Here is a 17384-nt window from a genome sequence, read left to right as displayed (position 1 = left end):
CGCCCTCGTCATCAGCCAGATCCTCCCGCATCAAGAGAATCAGAGCCAGCGCCGTTTGTCACTTCACACACGAGTCAGTGGCTACGTCCTTTGGTATAACATGCACTTCGAAAAATATTCGAGTCTTATTCTCTATCATTGCACTTTAAATATAGCGTATCAGGAACAGGTATGGAAAGAACTTCTTCAGATAAGACATAGGTTGGTATCATGTGATCTGATGATTTATGTCTGTAGGCGATAGGATGGGTTCAGTTTACTTTCAGCAATCTATAAAAAATCTTGGCAGGCTGAAATGTATATTTCTTTGTCCTGATTGTTATGTTGCTTAAGTGGTGAGATTTTAGTGAAAAAAAAGATTTGGCTATACATTCTTCTTGTTCATGTGGCAGTGCTAGGAATCGTAGTATTGTTAGATCTGCCATATGGAGGAATAGGGGCTGCATCGTGTCAGTGGGATTGTGCTGATGCGTATAGGCGTATTATTCAGCAAGGATATGATCGGACGCCAACTCTTGCGGCTTATTGGTTAGGACAAGCGAACTGGGCATTTTTCCCTGCTTTTCCAATGGTAATGAAGGGAGTTATGTATCTGACAGGGCTATCAATGCCCAATGCAGGTATAGTAATAAATTCTATTCTTCTACCAATTCTGGTATATTTATGTTACGCATATCAAAGTAAAAAATACGGACCTATTGATTTTAGAATTTACGCTCTATTTTTTCTTACTTTTCCTCCGACTCTCTGGTTGAGAATACAATATACTGAGTGCATGTATGGACTTCTCCTTGTGGGAACGTCATGGTTTTTGCTTAAGAATCGCATTTATATTGCCAGTTTGTGTGCATTTTTACTTTGCCTGAGTCGTCCAACAGGCATTTTGTGCGTAATGGTTCTTGCCCCGTTTTATTTTTTCAATGAGTGTCGACAGACAAACAGGATTGGATTGATAGAAGGACGTTTTGAAAGATGGGTTCCTCCTGTTACGAATACCATGATGTTATTGACCGCCGGAGGGGCAGGTCTCTCATTGTTTATGATTTATCTTTATTATCTAACCGGTGACAGCTTAGCCTTTTCCCATATCCAGATTGGATGGGACCGGAAATTTCATATTCCCGGGTATTGGATGCTGTATCAGATTCAAAAGAAAAGCCATATAAACTGGGTCATATCGGCAGTTTTGGATATGCTGGTTATATATATGGGGTTTCGGAAAAAGCTTTATGTTGAAGCAACGACGTTGCTTGTTACGTTCATGTTTGCTTTTTCATCTAGCCTTATGTCTATCCATAGGATAATTATGGCAAATCCTTTCTTTTTTATGATTGTTTATGCATGTGTTATTGATATGAGCAAGACTGCACGTAATGTTTTTATATGGCTATTTTTTATTATATTAATGGGAATTACAGTTTTTTGGTCATATGGAACAAAGATATTATATTAGAAGTGTGGAGCAGGATAGATTTAAAAACATAGGTAAAAATATGCTTAAGAAGTACGTTCCTAGAATTTTCATTGTAATTATATTGGGGGCGGTAAATGTGTTTGCGCTCACGCTGTGTTTGCACCCGAATGTGAGTGAGAACTACTATAACTTTTATATTCTACAGAATATTACCATAGGGGAATATGAGGCGAATGAGATTCGCGGTATTTACAGTAGCCATCAAGACAGATGGAAACATTAATGGATGTAGCCCAAGAGCGTTTCTCATTTATCCTATCTGCCGGGTAGACAGGATGGATGCCCTGATTGTCTCAGCGATGTAACGGCAGCGGCCATGAACGCCCGGACCTGACGTCAGGAGACCGGGAGCCGCGCTGACATGGCGGCTTCCCGGATGGCTCCCTTAATGGGTTGCAGGCGGATTTTCGCCTGTCACCGTTTTGTCGGTGGACCCGGCATGCGTATCTGCCGGGGCTGGCTGTGCGGGTTGGGCTGTTGCGGGCGCATCCTTCGTCGTAGGTGTCCCGCTATCGTGTGCCTCACTAACGCCCTGTGTTCCGCCTGTTGCGGGCGGAGCCGGGGTTTCCGTCGGCTTCGTTGCAACGGTTGCCGGGGCTGGCGGCGTTTCTGTGGCCGGGGCATGATCCGCCGCTGTCGGCTGCGCGGCCTGTGCGGATTGCGCTGGCTGCCCGTCCGCCGCCGGTGACGGCGTATCCGCATGCTGCTCCGTGCTGGCGGCTGCGGCCGGGGCCGCAGGGGGCGTGCCGGATGGCGCGTTCACTGCAGGTGCGGCAGGGGGGATCTGCGTGGCCGATGACGGTGCGCTGGCCCCCACGGTCGACATCTGCGGCAGGATCGGGGTCGGGGCAACCGGGCGCGGGGTCAGGGTGACCGTGGGCTGGCTGTAGCGGCTCAGCGCATCATTATCACTCTGCACGCCATAGGGATTCATGGGCGGCAGGGGCTGGGGCGATGGCTGATCCGCCGCCGGGTTGCGGTCAAGTACGACACGCGTGTTCTGCGGATAGCGGTTCATCAGGCCAAGCAGCGTACCGTTGGTCCAGCCAAACCCGATCTGCATCGGGTATTCGCCGCCGCCCTTGCCGCCCTTGGGGCTGATGAACGGATTGACCACGTCATATTTTTCCAGCAGCACACCCGACTTTTCATACGTACCGATCACGCGGCCCATCCACCGTGCCGCGATGTCACTGGCCAGTTCGTCATAGCCGTACTGGTTCAGGCCCTTTACCGCCATCCATTGCAGGGGGGCCCACCCGTTGGGTGAATCCCACTGCTGTCCGCTGCCGCTGCGTTCGGTGGCGATCAGTCCGCCCTCCTTGAGCAGATTTTTGCGCACGGTTTCGGACACGGCCTTGGCCTGTTCCGGTGTCGCCATCTGCATGAACAGGGGCACAACGGTCGCACCTGACAGGATGGAGGTCGATTCCCCCTTCTTCCAGTCGTAATCAATGAAGGCGGCCCGGCGTTCATCCCACAGGATACGCTGCACCGCGTCGATACGCTCCTGCGCCAGGCGGTTGTAGCGGGCGGCCGCGTCCTTGTTGCCCTTCAGGTCATAGGCATGGGCCAGCGTCTGTTCCAGATGCGGGATCATGCAGTTCAGTTCGACCGTCAGCAGGTCGGTGGTGTGGATGGTGGACAGGGTATGCCCGTCCGCCAGCCAGCGGGACGAGAAATCCCACCCCGTTTCCGAACCCGCGCGCAGGTCGCGATAGACCTCTCCCTTCGGGCGTCCCGACTGGGCAGCCGTGGCGATGTCCTGCGGGTAGCTTTCGTCACGCGGGGTATCCAGATCATCCCAGTGGCGGTTCATCAGCGTGCCATCAGGCAGGCGCACCACATGACGGTACGCGCCACCGGGCGGGACGGAATCCTGCCCGTCCATCCAGTAATCATATTCCGCCTGCAGTTCGGGCAGGAAAGTGGTGTAGGCAACCTGCCCGTCATGCATGGCTAGCAGGTCAACCATCAGCGAGAAGAACGGAACCTGCGACCGGCTGAGGTAGTAGGTCCGGCTGCCATTGGGGATATGGCCGTACCGGTCGATCATGGACGCCATGTCGCGTACCATGTCGCGCATGAGGTCGATCTTCTGGTTTTCGTACAGCCCGATCATCGTGAAATAGCTGTCCCAGTAATACAGTTCACTGAAACGCCCGCCGGGTACGACATAGGTATAGGGCAGGGGAAGCTGCGATGAATACGCCACCTGCATGTCGGGCGGCCGGCTGAGGACTTCCCACATGCCGTTGATGTAGTCGCGCACGTTTTCATCCGGCGTGCGCTGGTAGGACACCGTCTTGCGCTCGGGCAGGGTGAAATGCCGCGCAACGAAGTCCTTCAGGGAAAAATCGGGTCGCTGCTTGGCGACATTGTATTCCGCCAGCAGGTCCGCCGGTGCTTCGTCGGGAATGGCGTCGGCCGCCGTCTTGGCGTCGGTATAGATATGGGCTTCCCCGATCGCCTGGAACAGTCCGTCCAGCACGACCGAAGGTGGCCGCAGATCCTGCACCAGTGCCGCGGGCGCGCCCGCATCCGACATCAGGGCGTCGGCTGGCGGTACGGGGCTGCTGCCGGTCGATGCGGGGCCGTCCTTGTGGACCGTCTGCACGGGTTCCGTACCCGGCGCGGGCGGAGGGGACGCGGCATCTGCATGATCGGAACCACCCGCCGCAGGCACGCCCGCGGGCGCTGGCGGGGTGATGGCGGGGCCGGATGTGCCGGTGCTGGCGGGCGGGGTGTTCGTGTCGGGTGTGGTGGCCGGGGCGGTGGCCTGCTGCGGTGGTGCGCCCTGATCGGCCGTCGTGGCAGGCGACGGGGGTGTGGTCACGTTGCCAGCGGGTACCGTCTGGGCTGCGGGCGTGGCGGGAGCCTGCGCAGGTGTGGCCTGCGGCGCTGCATCCGGTGTCACGCTGGTTGGGGCAGGCAGCATGTTTCCGCTCCCCGACAGGGGTTCAGGCGTTGGTACGGAATAGGTCTGGTCCGCCTGGTCCGGTGCCTGTGCGGCGGGTGTCGCACCAGCAGCGGAGGAGGACGGCGCGGCTGTTGTCCCATCCGTGCCCGTGGGGGGCGAGGAGGGGACAGCAGCGGTCGACGGCGTGGGAGCCACCTGTGATGCGGTTGGCGCTGTCTGGGCCAGGGCGGGCGTACCCGCGTAAAGAAGGCTGGCCAGCAACAGCCCGGCCTGACGGGGCGCGGACCGGGACAGACTAGAACCGCACAGGAGGGAAACTTTCACGAGACGACATTTCTCCAAACAATGAAAACCTGATTTTTGCACAATGCCCTGCCTTGCGTCCCTACCACAAAGGGAAACCATCCAGATGGAGGGAAGTTCATTTTCACGCATGGTACCTGTCATGAAGACAGACCAGCTTTTCCCCTGGGGGCAAAACCGTCTATGCTGCGTGCCCTTCCGGCCCGCAGCGGCCTGATCGTGCCCGTCTTCAATCCTGTTCCGCCAACCGGAGTCACCATTTCATGCCCTTATCCCTTCAGGGTCTTTCCCCGCTGGCTGCAACCGATACTCTGTTCTTTGAACGCGCGGGCGCGCGCCTTGGCCGTCCCGATGCCGAACGTCTGGTCCAGCATGCGCTGGAGGGAATGGATGATGGCGAGCTTTTCCTGGAATATCGTGAAAGCGAAGGGATCTCGCTGGATGAAGGGGTGATCCGGTCCGCCACCTTCGACACGTCATCCGGATTCGGCCTGCGTGCCGTGCTGGAGACGGAAACCGGTTTCGCCCATTCCGATGACATAAGCGAAAGCGCCATCCGCCGTGCGGCTGAAACCGTCAGCCAGATCCGGGCCGGGCGGTCGGGCACGCTGGCGGCAGGCCCGCGTTCGACCAACCACCGTCTGTATCCCGACATCAACCCGCTGGAAGAAGGGGCGTTTGCATCGCGGGCTGCCATGCTGTCGGAACTCAATGCCTATGCCCGTGCGCGTGACCCGCGCGTGGTGCAGGTCATGGCGTCGATTTCAGCGGAATGGCAGGCGGTCCAGATCATCCGCCCCGATGGGCAGCGCATGGCCGACATCCGTCCCCTGGTGCGCATGAACGTGTCGGTGGTGGTGGAACACGATGGTCGGCGCGAAAGTGGCGGCCATGGGCTGGGTGGCCGGTATTCCTATACCCGCCTGCTGTCGCCTCAGGTGTGGAAGGGCGCCGTGGACGAGGCCCTGCGCATGGCGCTGGTCAACCTTGACGCCCGGCCTGCGCCCGCGGGGGAAATGGAAGTGGTGCTGGGGGCCGGCTGGCCCGGCATCCTGCTGCATGAAGCGGTGGGCCATGGGCTGGAAGGGGATTTCAACCGCAAGGGCACGTCCGCCTTCGCCGGGCTCATGGGCAAGCGCGTGGCGGCCCCCGGTGTCACGGTGGTGGATGACGGCACCCTGCCCGAGCGCCGGGGCAGCCTGACCATTGATGACGAAGGCACGCCCACAGGACGTACCGTGATGATCGAGGATGGCATCCTGACCGGCTATCTGCAGGACCGTCTCAATGCGCGCCTCATGGGCGTGGCCCCCACGGGGAACGGGCGGCGGCAGTCCTATGCCCATGCGCCCATGCCGCGCATGACCAACACCATCATGCTGGGGGGCGACGCCACGACCGATGACATGATCCGCAGTACGAAGCGCGGGCTGTACGCGGTCAATTTCGGCGGGGGACAGGTGGACATCACCTCGGGCAAATTCGTGTTTGCCGCATCCGAGGCCTATCTGATCGAGGACGGGAAGATCACCACCCCCGTGCGGGGAGCTACCCTGATCGGCAATGGCGCGGACGCCATGACCAGGGTCACCATGATTGGCGGTGAACCCGCGCTGGACCCCGGTATCGGCACCTGTGGCAAATCGGGGCAGGGCGTGCCGGTGGGCGTGGGCCAGCCGACCCTGAAAATGACCGGCCTGACCGTAGGCGGCACGGGTGGCTGATGGATAAAAGCTTTCGGGCGCCGCCTTTTTGAAAAAAGGCGGCGTGCTTCGAAGCTTGAAGCTTTACCGAAAACGTCTTTGTTTTACGTCCGTGCTGCGGCGATGACCGCCTTCATGTGACGGATCACGGCAGGCAGCCCGTCAAAAATGGCCTGCCCGATCAGGAAATGCCCGATATTCAGTTCCATGACCTGTGGCAGGGCGGCAACCGGGCTGACATTGTCATAGGTCAGCCCATGGCCTGCATGGACCTCCAGTCCGCAATGTGCGGCATGTGCCGCCCCGGTGGCCAGACGGCCCAGCTCCACGGCGCGGGCTGCCGCATCCATGGCGTCGGCATAGGCACCGGTGTGCAGTTCCACCACGGCTGCCCCCAGTTTCGCCGCCGTCTCGATCTGCGCCGCATCGGGGTCAATGAACAGTGAGACACGAATTCCCGCGTCCCGCATGCGCGCAATGCGGGGGGCAAGGCTTTCGGTCTGTCCCCGCACATCCAGCCCGCCTTCGGTCGTGACCTCCTGCCGCCGCTCGGGCACCAGGCAGCACGCATGCGGGCGCAGGCGGGTGGCAATAGTGGTCATTTCCTCGGTCGCGGCCATTTCCATGTTCAGCGGGATCGACAGTTCCGCGCGCAGGCGTTCAAGGTCGGCATCGCGGATATGGCGACGGTCCTCGCGCAGGTGGGCGGTAATGCCGTCGGCGCCCGTTTCCTGCGCCAGCAGGGCGGCTTTGACCGGATCGGGATGCGTGCCACCGCGTGCGTTACGTACTGTGGCGACGTGATCGATATTCACACCCAGCCGGATGGGGGCGGGAAGGGATGCTGTCATGACCTGTTCCTGTGTTCGGCCATCTGCATGGCCATGTGCAATGCCGCGACAAGGCTGGAGGGATCGGCCAGGCCGCGTCCCGCAATGTCGAAGGCGGTGCCGTGATCGGGCGATGTACGGATGATCGGCAGCCCGAGCGTGGTGTTGACCCCCTGTGTCATGTCGATGGTCTTGAGCGGGATCAGCGCCTGATCATGGTACATGCACATCGCCACGTCGTACCGTGCGCGGGCGGCGGGGGTGAACATGGTATCGGGCGGCCACGGGCCGGTAATGTCCATGCCATCGGCGCGCAGGGCCGCGATGGCGGGAGCGATGATGGTCTGCTCTTCCGTGCCCATGCTGCCGTCCTCGCCCGCATGGGGGTTCAGCCCGGCAATGGCGATACGTGGCGTCATGATGCCGAAATCCCGCTGCAGGGCCGCATTGGTGGTGCGGGTTGCGGTGATGATGGCGTCGGTATCCAGTTCATCCAGCGCGCGGCGCAGGCTGACATGGATGGTAATGGGCACGACCCGCAGTTCGGGGCAGGCCAGCATCATGACCTCGCGCCCCGGCACATTGCACAGCGCGGCCAGGTATTCGGTATGACCGGGATAGGCAAAACCGGCTTTTTTCAGCACGATCTTGCTGATCGGACAGGTCACCACGCCGGCCGCCTGTCCGTTGCGCGACAGTTCCACCGCGCGCGCGATGGATGTGGTTATGGCGTTGGCATTGCGGCTGTCCGGCTGTCCGGGCCGCACGGGGGCGGCCAGGTCAACCGGCAGTACCGGCACGGCATGGACGAACGTGTCCGCCGCCTGTGCAATCGTCCCGATTTCGCGCACCGGCACGTCGTGGCGTGCGATCAGCGCCGCATCGCCCAGCACGGCAAAACGCACCGGGCCGTCCCGCAGGGCCCGCCACGCGCCCGCCGTGATTTCTGGCCCGATTCCCGCCGGGTCGCCCATGGTCAGGGCAAGAGGCGCATCAGTCATCTGTGCGTGCCATGGCGTGCAGGATGCGGACCCATGACCGTATGCCCTTGTGGAAGGACGTCAGGTCATACTTTTCATTGGGGGAGTGGGCGCGGTCATCATCCAGCGCGAAGCCTACCAGCAGCGCTGACATGCCCAGTATGCGCTGCATGTCGCCCGCGACCGGGATCGACCCGCCACAGCCAATGGTCACGGCGGGCGTATTCCATTCCGCACCCAGCGCGCGCAGGGCCGGTTGCAGGCCAAACGCATCATCGGGCACCGTGCAGGCCACGGATCCACCACACGGCGTAAACGTAACCGTGCAATCATCGGGCAGCATGGCGCGGACATGGGCGCAGAAGGCCTGGCGGATACGTACCGGGTCCTGTCCCGCCACCAGCCGGAACGAAACCTTGGCCACGGCCTCACCGGGCAGCACGGTCTTGAATCCTTCACCGGTATAGCCGCTGGAAATGCCGTTGATTTCAAAGCTGGGACGGCACCATGTCTGTTCAATGGCGGTATAGCCCTGCTCCCCCGCCGGGGTGGACAGCCCGACCTCGCCCAGGAATGCGGCGTTGTCGGGGGCGATCTCGCGCCACCGCGCGCGCAGTGCCGGGGAGGGGTCTTCCACGCCCGCGTAGAAACCGGGCAGCACGACGCGGCCCGTTTTGGCATCACGGATGGAGGCCAGCACGCTGCACAGCAGTTCCGCCGGGTTGCGCGCGGCATTGCCATATATGCCCGAATGCAGGTCGCGGCTTGCGCAGCGCAGGTGGACTTCCTCCCCCAGCATGCCGCGCAGCGTGGTGGTGATGGCGGGTACGCCGGGCAGCATGGCGGTATCGCAGATCAGCCCCACATCGGCGCACAGTTCCTCGCGATGCGTTTCCATGAAGGGAACAAGGCTGGGACCGCCGCATTCCTCCTCGCCCTCGATCAGCAGCGAGATGCGCACCGGCAGTGTGCCGGTCGTGGCGCGGATGGCCTCAATGAAGGTCATGACCTGGCCCTTGTCGTCCGACGCCCCGCGCGCGACGATGCGCGTGGCCCCATCGGCACCGGTAACCAGTTTCGGCTCGAACGGGCCGCTGTCCCACAGGTTCAGCGGATCGACGGGCTGGACATCGTAATGACCATAGAACAGCACATGCGGGCCGGCAGGTGGCGTGCGGTCATGGGCGACCAGAATGGGGTGACCGGGCGTCGCGTGCAGGGTCACATCAAACCCCAGTTCGTCAAGCTGGTCACGCAGCCACAGCGCCGCCTGCCTGCAGTCATCCGCATGTTCGGGCTGGGTGGATATGCTGGGGATGCGCAGGAACGCGAACAGTCGCTCCAGCGCCGCATCAAGTGTGCGGTCCGCCTGTTCCAGGATGGGAGAAAGGGAAGAGGGGAAACTGGTCATGCATTCTCCGTCATGTGACAGGCATCGGGCAGCCCGGAGGGGATGATGGGATTTTGCCTGTTATGGAAGCAAAAGCAACGTGTCCCTGCGCCACAGGCTGCATCCACCCGACCATAAGAAAATGTACCGGCTATTTCTGCAGAAATATTTTCAATCGACCGGGCCACGATCGGCAATGGAGGAATTGATCGTTCCCGGTGAATATCTATTATGTAGTCAGGATCGGAACAGGGTTTTAAACCGCCAATATGACATTATGGAAAAACGTAAAGTACCTATCGCTTTCTTTTAGTGCGACTGTTATTTCATACTTTTTTTATACCAGAATATTTTATAATGCCCCAGGCATCCTGAATATGATCATCAATTCGGACAGTCTTGTCCTGCCCCGGATGGGGTGGGAGATGTGGCATGTGCCGCACGCCTGGCAGCATTTCCAGTGGCCGCGCGTTCCCAGCCTGTTCCCGGACATGCTCTGGTTCTTTCTGGCCGAACGTGTCGGGCTTGACTGGCGTGCCGCTCTGGACGGTTTTTTCCTTCTCTCGCTGTGCCTGATGACTGTCTGCATGGCATCCGTTATCTGGCGCATGGGCAACCTGTTCTGGCTGCAGTCCCTGTTCTTGTCTTCCGTTACGCTGACGGCCTATGTGGCATGCGTTTCCGCTGGCGTGTACGTAAAGGGATTCAGGGACATGTCCGGCCTGCTGGAACTGTTTCTGCCCGCCTATCATGGCAGTTCATTCATGCTGTCGCTGCTGGCGGCGACAATGGCAAACATGGAATATGACCGGGGCAGCAGGATTGCGAATTTCTATCCTGCAGCCTGTCTGTGCCTTGTCGCTACCTTCAGTGATCCCCTGTTCGTGACAACATTCGCGGTTCCCTTTGCCCTGTCGACCCGCGTGTTCGCGCTGGTGCACAGGAAGGACACGACACCGGTGTGGAACGCCCTGAAGGAAGGGATTGCAGGCCCCGTGTTTCTGCTGGCGGCCTGTACCGTCGGGTTTATGGGGCAGGAACTGCTTTACAAGCAGAACCTGGGGGGAATGTTCAAGCACTTCCCGCTGGTTGCCCTGCCGGAAATTATATATTCCGCATGCTTCAGCATGCGGGCCTTCTGCTGTCTGGTCCTGTTCGCGCTTTCCATCATCCCGTTCATCAGGATATGCGCTAAAATATCAAAACATGGAATCGAGCCGCATAAAGAACTGTTATTTTATCAGGGCTATATGGCATCGGTAATAGCGTTATGTATATTGTCGATAACGTATGTTGACATATCACTTTACAGGTATGCCCTGCCGCTTACCTGGTGGTCGATCGTCTTCCTCGTGTCATGCATTGATCCTGTTTCCGTCAGGAAATTATCAGATTATGTCATGGTGGTCCTGCCCTGCGCGGCCATGTATTTCGTGTTGACCGGCAAACATGAAAACAGACTCTATGGGTGGCATTCCCCACTTGAGACCTGCCTCTCCCAGAACCATGACAGGCTGGGCCTGCAAGGCGGGCTGACGCATTACTGGCTGTCCAGAAAGGTGGCAGCGTCCTCGAACTGGACATTGCAGGTCGAGCAGGTGGCGGGCGGAAACCATATTTTCATCTGGGGCAACAATCCCGACCTGTACACGCATGACGTGCATGGTTTCGATAAGATGCCCGTATTCAATTACTTTATTGATGATGGGACGGAAGACCTGAAGGCGCTGTATAGCGACATGGGGCCGCCTGCCCATGTCCTGCACTGTCCTGAAGCGGATATCCTGGTGTTCGACCAGCCAATCAGGCTGCAGTAATCCTGCATATCGGGGCGGCCGGCTTTCCATACGGACTGCGACCGGGCCCTCCTGTCGTGCCGGGTGGCATGCGCGTCTAACATTGCCCGTGCAGGAACCCCAGCGCGGGCAGGGGGCGCCACGCGCGCGGCAGGTCCGCGCGGCGATAGGGACGGATGGTATGGCGGGGGATTGCGATTTCATTGCGTTCAAGGAAATTGCGGTAGGCGGCGACCTGCCGGTTTCGCCATTCGCAATCCGCCTCGGCCGCGGCGCGGGTGGGGTAGATGCTGGCGATGCGCGTCCCGCGCCCGGTGAACGCCACGACCGCCCACGATTCATCACGGCGTGCAGTGGTCCGGAATGTGACAACCTTGCCCATTGCTCTGTCCCTGTTCCGGTTTACGGTGTCTGTCATGCACGCAAGCATGGCTGTGGCCCGCAGCGCAAGCGGCACGCCGCATGAATTGATTTTCTTGCAGGTGCCGGGTGTTGGGGGTAGGGAACAAGGATCATGATACGTCTTTTCATCACCCTGCCCGTGATCGTGGCACTGATCATTTTCGCGGCCTGTAATCAGGCGCCGGTGGAACTGTCATGGCTGCAATGGAAATGGACGTCATCCCCCGGCGTGCTGGCGCTGCTGGTCGCTGCCCTGCTGTATGCCACGGGGTCTGCGAGTGTCTGGGTCGTGGTACTGCGCCAGATGCGCCGCGCCCGCCGCGCGGAACAGGAAGTGCGCACCCTGCGCGCCCGCCTGCCTGAAAATGACGTGGCCGCGCCCCGCGCCCCCGGTCTGACATCCGCCCCGGCCAGTTCCCCCATGGTGAAGGCATATGAGGCCGAACAGGCGGGGGCACCGCCCGCCGCCTCGGAACCCGTCGTGGTGACGCCGCCTGCGGGCACGACGGAAAAACCACCGGGCATCTGATCCCTTACGTCCCGAAACCTGTCATTACCTGCATACCTGACCATGGAGCACCGCCAATGTCCGGACGGTCCACGCGCCTGATTGTTGCCCTCGATACCAAGGATACGGCACAGGCCATGCGCTGGCGTGCCGAAAGTGCCGGGCATGCCGGAGCGGTCAAGCTGGGGCTGGAGTTCACCTATGCCCGGGGGCTGGAGGCCGTGCGCGATGTGGCGGGGGACAGCCCGCTGTTCCTGGACCTGAAGCTGCATGATATTCCCAATACGGTGGCGTCGGCCATTGGCAGCCTGAAGGCCGTGCGGCCCGCGATGCTGACCATCCATGCCGCAGGTGGCCGGGCAATGATCGCCGCCGCCCGACAGGCGATTGACGGGACCTTTCCCGACGGCGCGCGTCCCCTGCTGCTGGCCGTGACCGTGCTGACCAGCATGGATACGCAGGCCATGCATGAAATTGGCGTGGAGGGCAGCGTGGAGGCACAGGTCGTCCGCCTCGGGCAACTGGCCATGGAATCCGGCGCGGATGGTCTGGTCTGTTCCTCGCACGAGATTGCGCCCCTGCGTGCGGCGTTAGGCGAGGCGCCGGTGCTGGTCGTGCCCGGTATCCGCCCTGCGGGAAGTGCCGTGGGGGATCAGAAGCGGATCATGACCCCCGCACAGGCGCGTGCGGCAGGGGCGGACTGGATCGTGGTGGGGCGGCCCATAACCCGTGCGGCAGATCCGGCTGCCGCTGCCGCCGCGATTGCTGCCGAACTGTCAGACTGACGGGAACGGGGATATGACGGTCAGGGTCAAGATATGTGGCATCCGCGACCAGATGGGGCTGGATGCCGCATGTGCGGCCGGGTCGGACTGGGTCGGCTTCGTATTCTTCAGCCGTTCGCCGCGCTGTGTCACGGCACAGGTGGCCGCCCCCCTTGCCCGCGCCATCGCGAATGACGGTCCCGGACGCATTGGCCTGTTTGTGCGCCCCACGGATGACGAGATCCGTGCCGTGCTGGATCACGTCCCGCTTGACGGATTGCAGATATACGATGACGCGTCCCGGGCGGCAGCCATCCGCGACCGGTTCGCTCTGCCGGTCTGGCTGGCCGCCGGTATTGGCAGCACGGTCGACCTGCCTGCCTCCTGCGCGGTGGATGGTCTGGTCATTGAATCACGTGCCCCGAAGGGATCGGACCGCCCCGGGGGCAATGCCCATGCCTTTGACTGGACCCTGACCGCAGGCTGGACCGCCCCCGTGCCATGGCTGCTGGCGGGCGGGTTGCGGCCCGATAACGTGCGGCGCGCCATTGAATGCAGCGGGGCGCGGGCGGTTGATGTCTCCTCGGGGGTGGAATCCGCCCCCGGTGTCAAATCGCCCGAACTGATCCGCCAGTTCGTGCAGGCCGCGCGCGCCTAGCGGTAATAGCCGTAATAAGGCGGCGGTGGCGGTGGCGGATACCCGTAGACATAGGGCGGCGGCGGATAGGCATAGGCAGGATAGGGATAGCCATAATACCCGTAACGATAGGGCGACATCGCGAGGCCCATGGCCGTGCCCGCGGCAAGGCCCATGCCCAAGCCGCCCCAGCCCCAACCCCAGCCACCGCCGCGCCAGCCGCCTCCATGCCAGCCGCCACCCCAGCCGCCACCGCGCCAGGCATAGGCGGCGGGAGCGGGCATGACGCCGACCAATCCCATGGATACAGCCAGCAGAAGAGCTAACTTGCGCATCGGGTCGGTTCCTTTCCCGTAACAGTGTGCCAACAGATATTGGCACGTTCAGGCGGAATATCCAGCCTTCCCCGCTGGCGTGCACATGACAAAAGGGAAAGCTGTCCGTGTGTCACCCCGCCTCGTTCCGGGGAATGACAGCTGGCGGATGCCAGAAGGTTGCGCAAGGCAACCGCGTGCTGGAAATAAAAGTTTTTGGGTGCTGCCTTTTTTAGGAAAGGCGGCGTTCAGCGCAGCTTTTTGGAAAACGCTTCACCAGAAATGTCCTTGCAATGTGCCGGGCATCTCATCGGCGGCCGGGGCCACGCGGTGCAGTCAGCCAGCCACCAAGACGAGCAAGGGCGTCCTTGAGCGGACCATCAGGCATGTCATCAATCTGCACGGGTGCGGGGGCGGCCTGGCGGCCTGGCGGCGGGGTGGAAGGACGCGGTGGGGCGGTCAGGTCCTGGACCATTTTCAGCCGCCTGACCACGCCCTGTCCGCAGGTGGTGTTGATGCGCGCGATGACGGTGGGGGCCAGGTGCTGCAGTTCCATGGCTACGGGCCCGCGACACCCGACCGTCAGCGTGCCGGCGGACAGCCTGCGCGGCACGGTCATGCTGGCAAGGTGAGGGCCGACGATATCGGGCCAGTCCGTCATGACCTGAATGGCGGCGGGGGACTGCTTGCGAAAGACAGGCCGGCTGATATGCGGCAGCAGGGCCGCCAGGCTGCGCGTGCGCATGGCCCGGCGGGGTGGTTCGGGGGGCGTGGCGTCATTCTTTCGCTTGCTGCGGGTCGGCGGGTTCGTCATAAACGGGTCCGTGTTACCTTCTGCTACCGATCTGTTACGCTGGTATGACCGGCATCGCCGCACTCTGCCATGGCGCGCGCTGTCGGGCCAGAGCGCAGATCCCTATCGCGTGTGGCTGAGTGAAATCATGCTGCAGCAGACCACGGTTGCTGCGGTCATTCCCTATTTCGAGCGTTTTCTGGACGCCTTCCCCGATGTGACGGCCCTGGCCCGCGCGCCGCAGGACCGGGTCATGGCGTTGTGGGCCGGTCTTGGCTATTACGCCCGCGCGCGCAACCTGCATGCCTGTGCGCAGGCGGTGGCGGAAAATGGCGGCCGCTTTCCCGATACGGTGGCGGGCCTGCTGGAACTGCCGGGAATCGGTCCCTATACCGCTGCGGCCATTGCCGCCATCGCCTTTGGCCGCCCGGTCGTGCCGGTGGATGGCAATGTGGAGCGGGTGACGGCGCGGCTGTTTGCCATGACCGATCCGCTGCCCGGATCACGTAAGGCCATTGCCCGGCAGGCCATGACGCTGAATGCGGACAGGGCGGCCATCGCCCGTCCGTCCGACTTCGCGCAGGCCCTGTTTGACCTGGGTGCGGGGGTCTGTACGCCGCGTACCCCGGCCTGCGTGCTGTGCCCATGGCGGGAGGCATGTGCCGGAAACCGGCAGGGAATCGCCGCGACACTGCCATGCCGGGCGCCAAAGGTGGCGCGGCCGGTAAGGCATGGCGCGCATTTCTGCATGGTGGATGCGGCAGGCGGCATCCTGCTGGTCCGTCGGCCTGAAAAGGGGCTGCTTGGCGGCATGATGGGCCTGCCCGGCCCGCACTGGCGTGATGCGGCATGGCCACAGGCGGAGGCACTGGACCATGCGCCTACCGCACCCCGGCTACGCGCGAAATGGCAGCAGGTCGGGCAGGTGAAGCATGTCTTTACCCATTTCACGCTGATCGTGGATGTCTATGCGGCGCGCATATCCGCCTTTCCCAACAGCCTGGTCGGACAGGGCGGGCTCATTCATTACGGGAATGATGTGGATGTGGCGCTGCCCACACTTATGCGCAAATGCGTGGAACTGGCACGGGACAGCAATATTTTTGATTGACGCGGGCATGATATGCGCGGTTGACTGATCATTGTCCGATCAGGAAAGGGACCGTGATGTTCACTTTTGTCCAGATGCTTTCCCCAGTTGTCGCCCTGCTGGGGCTTGCTGGCATTGCCTGTTACCTGCGCGCACCGGCGCGCGCGTTGCAGCCGGTCCGTGTGCGGACCCGCCGCTGATACGTGGCATGCGCGGGTTGGCGGGGGATGACGCCCGCCAGTTTCTTTGCATCCCGGCACGGCTTCATGTAGCAGCCGTTTCATGACATTCATTACCGTAAATCGTGCGGCACGGCATGAAAATGCCCCGTCGCGCGCCGGGGTGCTGCTGAGCAATCTGGGCACCCCGGATGGCACCGGTTATGGCGCAGTGCGCCGCTATCTGGCGGAATTCCTGTCAGACCGACGTATTATCGAAGCCAGTCCGCTGATCTGGAAGCCCATTTTGTACGGGCCGGTGCTGACCTTTCGCCCCCGCAAGTCGGGGGAGGCCTATCACCGCATCTGGCACCATGACCGTAATGAAAGCCCGTTGCGGACATACACCCGCGCACAGGCCGAACAGCTTGGGGCGCGGCTGGCGGCGGATGATGTGCCGGTGGCGTGGGGCATGCGGTATGGCCAGCCATCCATAAAACAGGCGCTGCATGACCTGGTGGGGCAGGGATGCGACAGGATCCTGCTGGCGCCACTGTACCCGCAGTACAGCGCCACCACGACGGCAACCGCCAATGATCAGGCATTCCGCGCGCTCATGCGCATGCGCAACCAGCCAGCCATCCGCACACTGCCCCCGTTTGCCGATCATCCCGCCTATATTGCGGCCCTGGGCCGGTCCATTTCGGCCCGTCTGGCCACGCTGGATTTCAGACCGCAGATGATTGTGGCGTCCTTTCACGGGCTGCCGAAAATCTATGTGGAAAAAGGCGACACCTATGCCGCCGAGTGCCAGCGCACCATTGAGGCACTGCGTCAGGCCATGGGGTATGACGAGCAGATGATGCCGCTGACCTTCCAGTCACGTTTTGGCCCGGCGAAGTGGCTGGAACCCTATACGGCGCCCTTTATCGAATCGTTGCCCGCGCGCGGGATCGAACGCATTGCCGTCATCACCCCCGGCTTCATTTCCGACTGTATCGAGACACTGGATGAAATCGGCAATGAGGCGGGGGATGCCTTTGTCAGGGCTGGTGGCAAGGAACTGGCGTTGATCCCGTGCCTGAATGATTCCCCCGATGCCATCGACCTGCTGGAAACCCTTGTGCGGCAGGAACTTGGGGGCTGGGTGCCCCGGGCGGGTACGAATGTCGTCCCGCGCCAGGGCGCTGCGTCCTGACCACGGGCCTTAGCACTACTTTGGTAGAAAATTTGGAATAAGGATTCCCAACGGATGCGATCGGTGATTCATGGAAGACCAGCTGTAGTGGGAGCTGGCGATGAACACCGACTGGCGATCGGAT

At 61.2% G+C, this 17384-nt stretch carries 16 protein-coding genes; 9 read left to right on the top strand and 7 right to left on the bottom strand.

What is annotated here, in order from left to right:
* Positions 1-346 precede the first annotated feature (346 nt).
* On the top strand, positions 347-1453 hold the full coding sequence (locus CFR80_RS13425) for a hypothetical protein (protein ID WP_110507522.1): 1107 nt from the start codon (positions 347-349) through the stop codon (positions 1451-1453).
* Between the two features lie 406 nt (positions 1454-1859).
* Here CFR80_RS13425 and treF read toward each other — a convergent pair whose 3' ends face one another.
* Positions 1860-4412, bottom strand: coding sequence for an alpha,alpha-trehalase TreF (treF, locus tag CFR80_RS13415; protein WP_110507523.1), 2553 nt, complete (start codon positions 4410-4412; stop codon positions 1860-1862).
* A gap of 548 nt (positions 4413-4960) precedes the next feature.
* On the opposite strand from treF, the gene tldD reads away from it, so the two are divergent.
* Complete coding sequence (gene tldD / locus CFR80_RS13410; protein WP_010513575.1) at positions 4961-6421, top strand: metalloprotease TldD; 1461 nt, start codon at positions 4961-4963, stop codon at positions 6419-6421.
* Positions 6422-6504: 83 nt separating this feature from the next.
* Here the strand turns inward: tldD and CFR80_RS13405 are convergent, their stop codons facing one another.
* The 3 genes from CFR80_RS13405 to CFR80_RS13395 are packed head-to-tail and all read right to left on the bottom strand — an operon-like array spanning position 6505 to position 9621.
* Positions 6505-7251 (bottom strand): pyridoxine 5'-phosphate synthase, encoded by a 747-nt coding sequence (locus CFR80_RS13405; protein ID WP_010513573.1) that lies wholly within the window; start codon positions 7249-7251, stop codon positions 6505-6507.
* On the bottom strand, positions 7248-8231 hold the full coding sequence (gene pdxA / locus CFR80_RS13400) for a 4-hydroxythreonine-4-phosphate dehydrogenase PdxA (RefSeq protein ID WP_010513572.1): 984 nt from the start codon (positions 8229-8231) through the stop codon (positions 7248-7250). Before pdxA ends, CFR80_RS13405 begins: the two co-directional genes overlap by 4 nt.
* Positions 8224-9621, bottom strand: coding sequence for a M20/M25/M40 family metallo-hydrolase (locus CFR80_RS13395; RefSeq protein ID WP_110507520.1), 1398 nt, complete (start codon positions 9619-9621; stop codon positions 8224-8226). The genes pdxA and CFR80_RS13395 overlap by 8 nt, the downstream gene beginning before the upstream one ends.
* Positions 9622-9977: 356 nt before the next feature.
* On the opposite strand from CFR80_RS13395, the gene CFR80_RS13390 reads away from it, so the two are divergent.
* Positions 9978-11417, top strand: a complete 1440-nt coding sequence (locus CFR80_RS13390; protein ID WP_010513569.1) for a hypothetical protein — start codon at positions 9978-9980, stop codon at positions 11415-11417.
* A gap of 76 nt (positions 11418-11493) precedes the next feature.
* On the opposite strand, the gene CFR80_RS13385 is transcribed toward CFR80_RS13390, so the two are convergent.
* On the bottom strand, positions 11494-11778 hold the full coding sequence (locus tag CFR80_RS13385) for a hypothetical protein (RefSeq protein ID WP_010513567.1): 285 nt from the start codon (positions 11776-11778) through the stop codon (positions 11494-11496).
* A gap of 132 nt (positions 11779-11910) precedes the next feature.
* Between CFR80_RS13385 and CFR80_RS13380 the strand changes: the two genes are divergently transcribed.
* Genes CFR80_RS13380 through CFR80_RS13370 form a run of 3 tightly spaced genes read left to right on the top strand, consistent with a single transcriptional unit; the run spans position 11911 to position 13728 of the window.
* Positions 11911-12327: a LapA family protein gene (locus CFR80_RS13380; RefSeq protein WP_010513565.1), complete on the top strand. Its 417-nt coding sequence runs from the start codon at positions 11911-11913 to the stop codon at positions 12325-12327.
* A gap of 56 nt (positions 12328-12383) precedes the next feature.
* Positions 12384-13091, top strand: a complete 708-nt coding sequence (pyrF, locus tag CFR80_RS13375; protein ID WP_010513564.1) for an orotidine-5'-phosphate decarboxylase — start codon at positions 12384-12386, stop codon at positions 13089-13091.
* 13 nt (positions 13092-13104) lie between these two features.
* Positions 13105-13728, top strand: coding sequence for a phosphoribosylanthranilate isomerase (locus CFR80_RS13370; protein WP_010513562.1), 624 nt, complete (start codon positions 13105-13107; stop codon positions 13726-13728).
* Here the strand turns inward: CFR80_RS13370 and CFR80_RS19435 are convergent.
* Entirely contained in the window at positions 13725-14042 is a 318-nt protein-coding gene (locus CFR80_RS19435) for a hypothetical protein (protein ID WP_010513561.1), read from the bottom strand. The two genes, CFR80_RS13370 and CFR80_RS19435, sit on opposite strands and share 4 nt — an antisense overlap.
* A gap of 286 nt (positions 14043-14328) precedes the next feature.
* Positions 14329-14766, bottom strand: a complete 438-nt coding sequence (locus CFR80_RS13365; protein WP_010513560.1) for a DUF721 domain-containing protein — start codon at positions 14764-14766, stop codon at positions 14329-14331.
* Between CFR80_RS13365 and mutY the strand changes: the two genes are divergently transcribed.
* From mutY to hemH, 3 genes are all read left to right on the top strand, one after another.
* Entirely contained in the window at positions 14765-15925 is a 1161-nt protein-coding gene (gene mutY / locus CFR80_RS13360) for an A/G-specific adenine glycosylase (protein ID WP_010513559.1), read from the top strand. The genes CFR80_RS13365 and mutY overlap by 2 nt on opposite strands.
* Before the next feature lie 53 nt (positions 15926-15978).
* Positions 15979-16104 (top strand): hypothetical protein, encoded by a 126-nt coding sequence (locus CFR80_RS19910; protein WP_258367809.1) that lies wholly within the window; start codon positions 15979-15981, stop codon positions 16102-16104.
* Between the two features lie 82 nt (positions 16105-16186).
* Positions 16187-17260, top strand: a complete 1074-nt coding sequence (gene hemH / locus CFR80_RS13355; RefSeq protein WP_010513557.1) for a ferrochelatase — start codon at positions 16187-16189, stop codon at positions 17258-17260.
* Positions 17261-17384 lie beyond the last annotated feature (124 nt).

This window comes from Komagataeibacter oboediens, assembly GCF_003207815.1.
Taxonomy (GTDB): Bacteria; Pseudomonadota; Alphaproteobacteria; order Acetobacterales; family Acetobacteraceae; genus Komagataeibacter; species Komagataeibacter oboediens.
This window is presented reverse-complemented; position numbering and strand designations above follow the sequence as displayed.

Excerpts from the sequence above, each read along its gene's own strand:
- treF (WP_110507523.1), bottom strand. The coding sequence starts at position 4,412 with ATGCTGCCTGCCCCAACCAGCGTGACACCGGATGCAGCGCCGCAGGCC.
- tldD (WP_010513575.1), top strand. The coding sequence starts at position 4,961 with ATGCCCTTATCCCTTCAGGGTCTTTCCCCGCTGGCTGCAACCGATACT.
- CFR80_RS13405 (WP_010513573.1), bottom strand. The coding sequence starts at position 7,251 with ATGACAGCATCCCTTCCCGCCCCCATCCGGCTGGGTGTGAATATCGAT.
- pdxA (WP_010513572.1), bottom strand. The coding sequence starts at position 8,231 with ATGACTGATGCGCCTCTTGCCCTGACCATGGGCGACCCGGCGGGAATC.
- CFR80_RS13395 (WP_110507520.1), bottom strand. The coding sequence starts at position 9,621 with ATGACCAGTTTCCCCTCTTCCCTTTCTCCCATCCTGGAACAGGCGGAC.
- CFR80_RS13390 (WP_010513569.1), top strand. The coding sequence starts at position 9,978 with ATGATCATCAATTCGGACAGTCTTGTCCTGCCCCGGATGGGGTGGGAG.
- CFR80_RS13385 (WP_010513567.1), bottom strand. The coding sequence starts at position 11,778 with ATGGGCAAGGTTGTCACATTCCGGACCACTGCACGCCGTGATGAATCG.
- CFR80_RS13380 (WP_010513565.1), top strand. The coding sequence starts at position 11,911 with ATGATACGTCTTTTCATCACCCTGCCCGTGATCGTGGCACTGATCATT.
- pyrF (WP_010513564.1), top strand. The coding sequence starts at position 12,384 with ATGTCCGGACGGTCCACGCGCCTGATTGTTGCCCTCGATACCAAGGAT.
- CFR80_RS13370 (WP_010513562.1), top strand. The coding sequence starts at position 13,105 with ATGACGGTCAGGGTCAAGATATGTGGCATCCGCGACCAGATGGGGCTG.
- CFR80_RS19435 (WP_010513561.1), bottom strand. The coding sequence starts at position 14,042 with ATGCGCAAGTTAGCTCTTCTGCTGGCTGTATCCATGGGATTGGTCGGC.
- mutY (WP_010513559.1), top strand. The coding sequence starts at position 14,765 with ATGGCCCGGCGGGGTGGTTCGGGGGGCGTGGCGTCATTCTTTCGCTTG.
- CFR80_RS13365 (WP_010513560.1), bottom strand. The coding sequence starts at position 14,766 with ATGCGCACGCGCAGCCTGGCGGCCCTGCTGCCGCATATCAGCCGGCCT.
- hemH (WP_010513557.1), top strand. The coding sequence starts at position 16,187 with ATGACATTCATTACCGTAAATCGTGCGGCACGGCATGAAAATGCCCCG.